Source organism: Brevibacterium sp. ZH18, assembly GCF_022748595.1.
Lineage (GTDB): Bacteria > Actinomycetota > Actinomycetes > Actinomycetales > Brevibacteriaceae > Brevibacterium.
In genome coordinates this window covers 20040-27273 of sequence record NZ_JALDSX010000052.1, presented here as the reverse complement: position 1 = coordinate 27273, position 7234 = coordinate 20040, and the positions used below count along the sequence as shown (strand labels likewise).

5 protein-coding genes are annotated in these 7234 nt (G+C 64.6%); 2 read left to right on the top strand and 3 right to left on the bottom strand.

Going from position 1 to position 7234, the window contains the following annotated elements:
* Positions 1-137 precede the first annotated feature (137 nt).
* Both clpB and MPN20_RS14870 read right to left on the bottom strand, forming a co-directional pair.
* Positions 138-2738 (bottom strand): ATP-dependent chaperone ClpB, encoded by a 2601-nt coding sequence (gene clpB / locus MPN20_RS14875; protein ID WP_242783376.1) that lies wholly within the window; start codon positions 2736-2738, stop codon positions 138-140.
* A 141-nt stretch (positions 2739-2879) separates the two neighbouring features.
* Positions 2880-4457 carry a Na+/H+ antiporter gene (locus MPN20_RS14870; protein WP_242783375.1) on the bottom strand — a complete coding sequence of 526 codons (1578 nt, stop codon included), beginning with the start codon at positions 4455-4457 and terminating at the stop codon, positions 2880-2882.
* An 80-nt stretch (positions 4458-4537) separates the two neighbouring features.
* On the opposite strand from MPN20_RS14870, the gene MPN20_RS14865 reads away from it, so the two are divergent.
* Both MPN20_RS14865 and MPN20_RS14860 read left to right on the top strand, forming a co-directional pair.
* Positions 4538-5317, top strand: a complete 780-nt coding sequence (locus MPN20_RS14865; protein ID WP_242783374.1) for an enoyl-CoA hydratase — start codon at positions 4538-4540, stop codon at positions 5315-5317.
* Between the two features lie 87 nt (positions 5318-5404).
* Entirely contained in the window at positions 5405-6337 is a 933-nt protein-coding gene (locus MPN20_RS14860; RefSeq protein ID WP_242783373.1) for an NAD(P)-dependent oxidoreductase, read from the top strand.
* A gap of 82 nt (positions 6338-6419) precedes the next feature.
* Here MPN20_RS14860 and MPN20_RS14855 read toward each other — a convergent pair whose 3' ends face one another.
* Positions 6420-7232: an SDR family NAD(P)-dependent oxidoreductase gene (locus MPN20_RS14855; RefSeq protein ID WP_242783372.1), complete on the bottom strand. Its 813-nt coding sequence runs from the start codon at positions 7230-7232 to the stop codon at positions 6420-6422.
* Between the last annotated feature and the right edge of the window lie 2 nt (positions 7233-7234).

Here is a 7234-nt window from a genome sequence, read left to right as displayed (position 1 = left end):
ACTGCTCATCAGTGAAGACTCGGTGTCGTTGCTGTGTAGTCACGTCTCCACCGTGCCAGTCCTGGAATGGTCAATAAAGGAGACACGCCCTAGTGCTCTGAGACTCAGACGGGGCCCTGACCGCAGCCGCCGACACATCACCGCTTCGGGCGCAGCTCCAGTCCGCTCGCCTCCGGGTCTGCGGGCAGGTCGATGACGATCGCGTCACCGTCGGCGATGTCTCCGGCCAGCAGTGCGCGGGCCATCTTGTCGCCGATCTCGCGCTGGACCAGCCGACGCAGCGGCCTGGCACCGTAGGCGGGATCGTAGCCTTCGAGCGCAAGCCAGTCCTTGGCCGCATCGGTGACCTCGAGCGTGATCCGGCGATCGGTCAGCCGCGCGGCCAGCCGCTGGATCTGCAGGTCCACGATCGACGACAGCTCGTCGGTGCCCAGTGCATCGAAGAGGACGATGTCGTCGAGACGGTTGAGGAACTCAGGCTTGAACGTCGAGTGCACGACATTCATGACCGCGTCCTTTTGCTCATCGCCGCTCAGTGACTTGTCGATGAGGAACTGTGAGCCCAGGTTCGACGTCAGGATCAGGATCGTGTTCCGGAAGTCGACGGTGCGGCCCTGACCGTCGGTCAGACGGCCGTCGTCGAGGACCTGGAGCAGGATGTCGAAGACGCTCGGGTGCGCCTTCTCCACCTCGTCGAGGAGGACGACGGAGTACGGACGACGACGCACAGCCTCGGTGAGCTGGCCGCCCTCGTCGTAGCCGACATAGCCCGGAGGGGCACCGACGAGGCGAGACACGGTGTGCTTCTCCCCGTACTCACTCATATCGATCCTGATCAGCGCCTTCTCGTCGTCGAAGAGGAAGTCCGCGAGGGACTTCGCGAGCTCCGTCTTGCCGACGCCGGTGGGGCCGAGGAACAGGAACGAACCTGTCGGGCGGTCCGGATCGGCGATGCCGGCACGTGAGCGTCGGATCGCGTCGGAGACCGTGGCCACGGCATTCTTCTGACCGATGAGTCGCTGCCCGAGCACGTTCTCCGCGCCCAGCAACTTCTCGATCTCGCCCTGAAGCAGACGGCCCGCAGGGATGCCCGTCCAGGAAGCGACGACCTCGGCGATGTCGTTGCTCGAGACGCGATCGCTGACCATCGGGTCAGTCTCGGACGCCGAATTCGCCTCTTCCGCCTCGGCGAGGTCGATCTCCTTCTGCACCGCTGGGATCTCCCCATAGAGCAGTCGGGACGCCGTCTCCAGGTCAGTGTCGCGCTGGGCTTTATCGGCCTGCGAACGCAGCTCGTCAAGCTTCGTCTTGAGCTCGCCGACCCGGTTGAGCCCAGCTCGCTGGGACTCCCAGGTGGCTTCGAGGCCGCGCAGTTCCTCTTCCCGATCGGCAAGATCGGCACGCAGGGCGCCGAGGCGCTCGATCGAAGCCGTGTCCGTTTCCTTGGACAGGGCCATGTCTTCCATCTTCAGGCGGTCGACGGCGCGACGGAGCTCATCGATCTCGACCGGAGCCGAGTCGATCTCCATGCGCAGCCGTGACGCGGCCTCGTCGACGAGGTCGATGGCCTTGTCCGGCAGCTGACGGCCGGTGATGTAGCGGTTGGACATCGTGGCGGCGGCAACCAGGGCACCGTCGTTGATCGAGACCTTGTGGTGGGCTTCGTAGCGTTCCTTGAGTCCACGCAGGATCGCGATCGTGTCCTCGACGCTCGGCTCACCGACGAAGACCTGCTGGAACCGACGTTCAAGCGCAGGATCCTTCTCGATGTTCTCGCGATACTCGTCGAGGGTCGTGGCGCCGACGAGGCGGAGCTCACCGCGGGCGAGCATGGGCTTGAGCATATTGCCCGCATCCATGGCCGAGTCGCCGGTCGCTCCGGCACCGACGACGGTGTGGAGTTCGTCGATGAACGTGATGATCTGACCATCGGCGTTCTTGATCTCCTCAAGGACGGCTTTGAACCGCTCCTCGAACTCACCGCGGTACTTCGCGCCGGCGACCATCGCGGACAGGTCGAGGCTGATCAGAGTCTTGTTGCGCAGGGACTCGGGCACGTCGCCGGCCACGATCCGCTGGGCCAGGCCTTCGACGACTGCGGTCTTGCCGACGCCGGGTTCGCCGATGAGGACCGGGTTGTTCTTCGTCCGGCGAGACAGGACTTGGATGACCCGCCGGATCTCCTTGTCTCGTCCGATGACCGGGTCGAGTTTGCCCTCGCGGGCGGTGGCCGTGAGGTCGACACCGAACTTCTCCAGGGACTGCATGGTGTCCTCAGGGTTCTCCGAGGTGACCTTCTTGCCGCCGCGGATTTCGGGCAGTGCTGCCAGCAGGGCATCGCGGCCAGCGCCGTTGCTGCGCAGAGCTTCACCGGCACCGTCCTGACCTTGAGCTGCTGCCAACAGCAGGTGCTCGGTCGAGACGAACTGATCGCCGAGGGCTGTCATCTCCTCCTGCGCGAGATTCATCATCTCGAGAGCGGAGCGGGACAGGCCCGGCTGTGAGACGGTCTGCCCGCTCACGGTGGGAAGCCCGTCGAGGACCGTTCGGGCAGCAGCCTGCACGGTCTTCGGGTCGGCGCCGACCTTCGTCAGCAGGTTCGACGCGAGCGAGTCGGGTTGTTCCAGCAAGGCTGCGACCAGGTGGGCGGGCTCGATCTGGTTGTTCCGACGAGCCACGACGTCATTGATCGCAGACTGCAGCGTCTCGCGTGATTTGGTTGTCATCTGTGCGTCCATACGCATCTCCTTCGCAAGTGTTCTTCGCAACTGTTCCGTGAACAGAAATTGCTCTCGAAGAGTCCAACGCCAACAAAGTTGAGTCTATTCCACTCAGCTCTGGTTGTGCGAGGAAATTTGAGAGTCACCTCGGCGGGTGAACTACCGCAGGAGCACGGACTGGAGGTCGAAGCGGCGCAGCACCCTGTCGGCGATCTGAGGGTCGGTGCCGCGCTCGCGTCGAGCCCTGAGCACCTCGGCACGGGCGGACTGCAGTGCCTTCGTCTGCACCTGCGCCATGGCTTCGCGGTGTTCCTTGAACGTCGTGGCCTGTTCGGAGCTGGCCTGGTCGTCGGTGGTGCCCAGCAGTTGGGCGTAGAGGCCCTTGAACCTCGCGCGCAGAGGTTCGGCCACCTCGTCGGGCAGACTGTCGTCGTTCTTGATCTGGTGGATGGCGGCTTTGTACGCGCGCAGGGCGATGTCCTTCGTCGCCTGACGTTCCTTCTCGGCCTCGTCGTCGATGCCGAGGACGTTGACGATGGTCGGGAAGGTCAGCCCGGCCATGACCAGGGTGACGAGCAGGATCACCGCGGCCGCGACGAGGATGTAGGAACGTCCCGGGAAGGGATCGCCCGTGGCCGTGGTGATCGGAATGGACAGTGCCAGGGCGATGGTGGCGAGCCCGCGCATCCCGCCCCAGGTCATCAGGGTGGCGTCTTTGAGATTGAGCGGCGCCGCATCAGGGTCGTCCGTGCTTCGTTTGTTCTCGAGGACGGTTCCGAGCAGCAGCCAGCCGAATCGCACGGCGATGACGACGAGAGCGATGGCCAGTCCCACGAGGATGGCTCGCCCCAGATCGGCATGTTCGGATTCGACGACCTGGCGCAGATCGAGTCCGATGAGGCCGAAGGCGATGCCTGTGATGAGCATTTCGAGGACCTGCCATGTCGAGGCCTGCGTGACACGTTCGGCGGAGTTGGACTCGACGTCGCGGCGGCGGACTTCGAGGGAGGCGACGACCACGGCGATGACGCCGCTGGCGTGGAAGTGCTCGGAGATGAGGTAGACGCCGAAGGGCAGCATGAGCATCAGGGACGATCGCGCGATCGTGTGGTCGATCTTCTCCATCACCCACCACACCACGAACACGACGACGAGCCCGATGAGGATGGCGACGACTGCGGAGACGAGGAAGGACAGTGCCAGATGGCCGAAGTTCACCTCGGTGCCGGCCATCGCCGCAGCCATCGCGGTCTGGAAGATCACGAGCGAGGCCGCGTCGTTGAACAGCCCCTCGCTCTGCAGGGTCGACATGATCCGCCGAGGTATCGTCACCGTACCCGCGACTGCGTCGACGGCGACGGGGTCAGGTGGGGCGAGCATGGCTCCCAGCGCGATCGCCGACGCGATCGTGATGCCGGGGATGAGGAGGACTGCGGTGCCGGCGACCGCGGCAGCGGTGACGCCGACGAGGGCGACTGCCATACCGAGGATCGTGCGCCAGCGAATGGCGAAGAGCGCCCATGAGGTCTTCTGCGCCGCGGCGAACAGGAGCGGCGGCAGGAACAGGGGGAGGATGAGGTCGGGTTCGATCGTGATCTCGGCGAACGAGGGGATGAACGCACCGGCGATGCCGATGACGACCATCAGCGCGGGCCAGGGCAGTTTGAGCTTCTGCCCGAGGCCGACCACCACTGACGTCGCAGCACCGAATCCGATGATCATCAGCAGGGTGGTCATTGTTGCCTCCCAGAGGCCGGTCCCAGGATTCCGCACCAGGCTTTCGCGCCGAAGCGTCGAGAGTTTGGCAGAATATTGCTATGTCGGAATCAATTGTATTCTCCCTCGCCGACGACGCCGTTGCGACGGTATCGATCAACGAGCCGGACACGCGCAACGCTCTGTCCCTGTCAGTGATGAATGAACTCATCGAGACCTTCGCCGAGGTGGGGGCCCGGACCGATGTGCACGTGATCATTCTGCGCACGGCCGGACACGTCTTCAGCTCCGGTCATGATCTCAAGGAGATCCGCGGAGCCGCCGTCGATGCCCAGCAGGAGATCTTCGACGCCTGTTCCCGCCTCATGCAGCTGATCCAGGCGATCCCGCAGCCGGTCATCGCGCAGGTCCAAGGTGTGGCGACGGCGGCCGGGTGCCAGCTGGTGGCCAGCTGCGATCTGGCAGTGGCCGGCGCCTCGGCGCGCTTCGCCACGCCTGGCGTCAAGATCGGACTGTTCTGTTCCACGCCCATGGTTGCCCTGACGCGCGCGGTCCCAGCGAAGATCGCGATGCGGATGCTGCTGACAGGAGACTTCGTCAGCGCTGCCGATGCGCTGGCCCACGGGCTGGTCTCCGATGTGGTCGCCGACGAGGTGCTCGAATCGGCGACCCTGGACCTTGCCCGCACCGTCGCGTCAGCCTCGTCGGCTACAGTTGCATTAGGTAAAGCGGCGTTCTATGAACAGCGGGAACTTCCGCTTGCGGATGCCTATGCGCGCATGTCGGAAGTGATGACGCAGAACGCAGTCGCAGCAGATGCGCAGGAGGGAATCGACGCTTTCCTCAGCAGACGTGAACCGCAGTGGCAGCACCGCAGCTGAGACGTCTGCGCTGAGACGTATGGTTCGATAGAAGAAGTGCGCTGAGGATTCGAGCTCACCCTCGAACGAGTGATGAAGGGACACGACGTGGCGGTAATCGTAACTGGGGCAAGCGGCTTCATCGGCGGTGCCATCGCTCGTGCCCTGGCAGCGCGGGACGAGACCGTCTATGCGCTGTGCCGTCGCGATCCGGAGATTCCGGGTGTGAATTTTCAAGCCTGGGACATCAGCGAGCAGGCCCCCGCCGGAGTCCGCTCCCTGGCCCCGAAGGTCACCGCAGTCTTCCACTGTGCCGGCATCGCCGCCGTCAGCGCACCCGACGATGAGCTGTACAAGGTTCGAGTCACGGGAACCCGCAACGTCCTCGATGCCTTCCCCAAGGCCAGGATCGTCCACCTCTCATCGACGACCGTCTACTCATCGAACGACCCCCACACCGATCTGTGGGAGGAGGCCGGCCCGAAGGATCCGCATGACTTCGACGACGCCTACTCGAAGACCCATGCCCTGGCCGAACAGCTCGTGACGCGCATCCGCCCCGATGCCGCGATTCTCCGACCGGCGGCAGTGTACGGTCCGGGAGAGACCATGCTCATGCCCTACCTCAGCCGAGTGGCGAAGAAGGGCGTGCTCAGGCTTCCCGGCGGAGGCCGGCAGAAGATCACGCTGACCCACGTCGACAATCTGGTGCGAGCGGCTCTGTCCTGTCTCGACGTGCCGTCGGCCTCGGGTCCGATCAACATCGGCGATCCGACTCCCTACAAGCTCAAGGACGCGGTCTCCACCCACTTCGCGCGCATGGGCTACGAACCTGTCGTCATCGACGCGATCGCCAAGGATCGGGCCCTGTTCACCGCGAAGCTCGGGCTCAAGGTCAAATCGTTCTTCAAGCGCGGCAACCGGGCGGAGCTGTTCCTCGTCGAATACCTTCAGCGCGACCGGACGTACAACCTCACACGCCAGCAGCGGGTGCTGGGGATTTCGACCACGCAGCACCTCATCCCCTCACGATTCCAATAGCAGGACCCGCCGGACCCGCCAGGGCCCGCCGAACTCGCCAGGACTGACCGGGCCGCCGGCATCCGCCGAACTCGCCAGAACCTCAGCGCCTGAGCCCGTGCTGACGGGCCACGATCGTAGACATGAGATCACGGGGAAGCAGCCGTTTGAGCTTGAACGCCAATGGTGAGCGACTGCCCACGGCATAGAGCTGGCGTGGTTTGTCGGCCTCGACAGCACTGATGATCGTGGCAGCGACCTTGTCCGCCGAGATGCCCTGTCGTTCATTGCGATCGAGATGACTGAGCATCGTGGCCACATCGTCGGCGTAGACAGACTCAGAATTGAGGTATTTGGTGCGACGCTGCCCGATGCCCGTGGCGATCGAGCCCGGTTCGACGACGCTGATCCAGATTCCGAAGGGCGAGACCTCCTGGCGGGCGGCAGTGGCAAAGCCTCGCAGTGCCGCTTTGGCGGCGACATACGAGCTGCGGTGGGCCAGCGGGAAGCTCGCCAACATTGAGCCGACCATGATGATGCGACCGCGGCCGCGCCGGCGCATGTGAGGAAGGACCATCTGGCTCAGCTGCAGGGGGCCGAAGACATTGGTGCGGAACAAGCGCTCGACCGCCTCGGCGGGAAGCTCCTCGAATGGACCCGATTGGCTCTCGCCGGCATTGTTGATCACGATGTCGACGTGCGCGATCTGATCGCGAAGAGCGTTGATGCTCTCCGAATCAGAGAGGTCGAGGGGCAGGTACCTGACTCCCGGCACTCGCGCCGCCTCGGGGATGGCGTCCGGGTTCCGGCTCGTCGTCAGCACCTCGTATCCGCGGGCACTCAGCGCTGCCACGAGGGCGGCACCGATGCCTGAGGTGCCGCCGGTGACGAGCGCTGTGAGATCGGTCTTCGCCATGG

Bases quoted from the DNA above. Each gene is read 5' to 3' on its own strand.
- clpB (WP_242783376.1), bottom strand. From the start codon at position 2,738: ATGGACGCACAGATGACAACCAAATCACGCGAGACGCTGCAGTCTGCG.
- MPN20_RS14870 (WP_242783375.1), bottom strand. From the start codon at position 4,457: ATGACCACCCTGCTGATGATCATCGGATTCGGTGCTGCGACGTCAGTG.
- MPN20_RS14865 (WP_242783374.1), top strand. From the start codon at position 4,538: ATGTCGGAATCAATTGTATTCTCCCTCGCCGACGACGCCGTTGCGACG.
- MPN20_RS14855 (WP_242783372.1), bottom strand. From the start codon at position 7,232: ATGGCGAAGACCGATCTCACAGCGCTCGTCACCGGCGGCACCTCAGGC.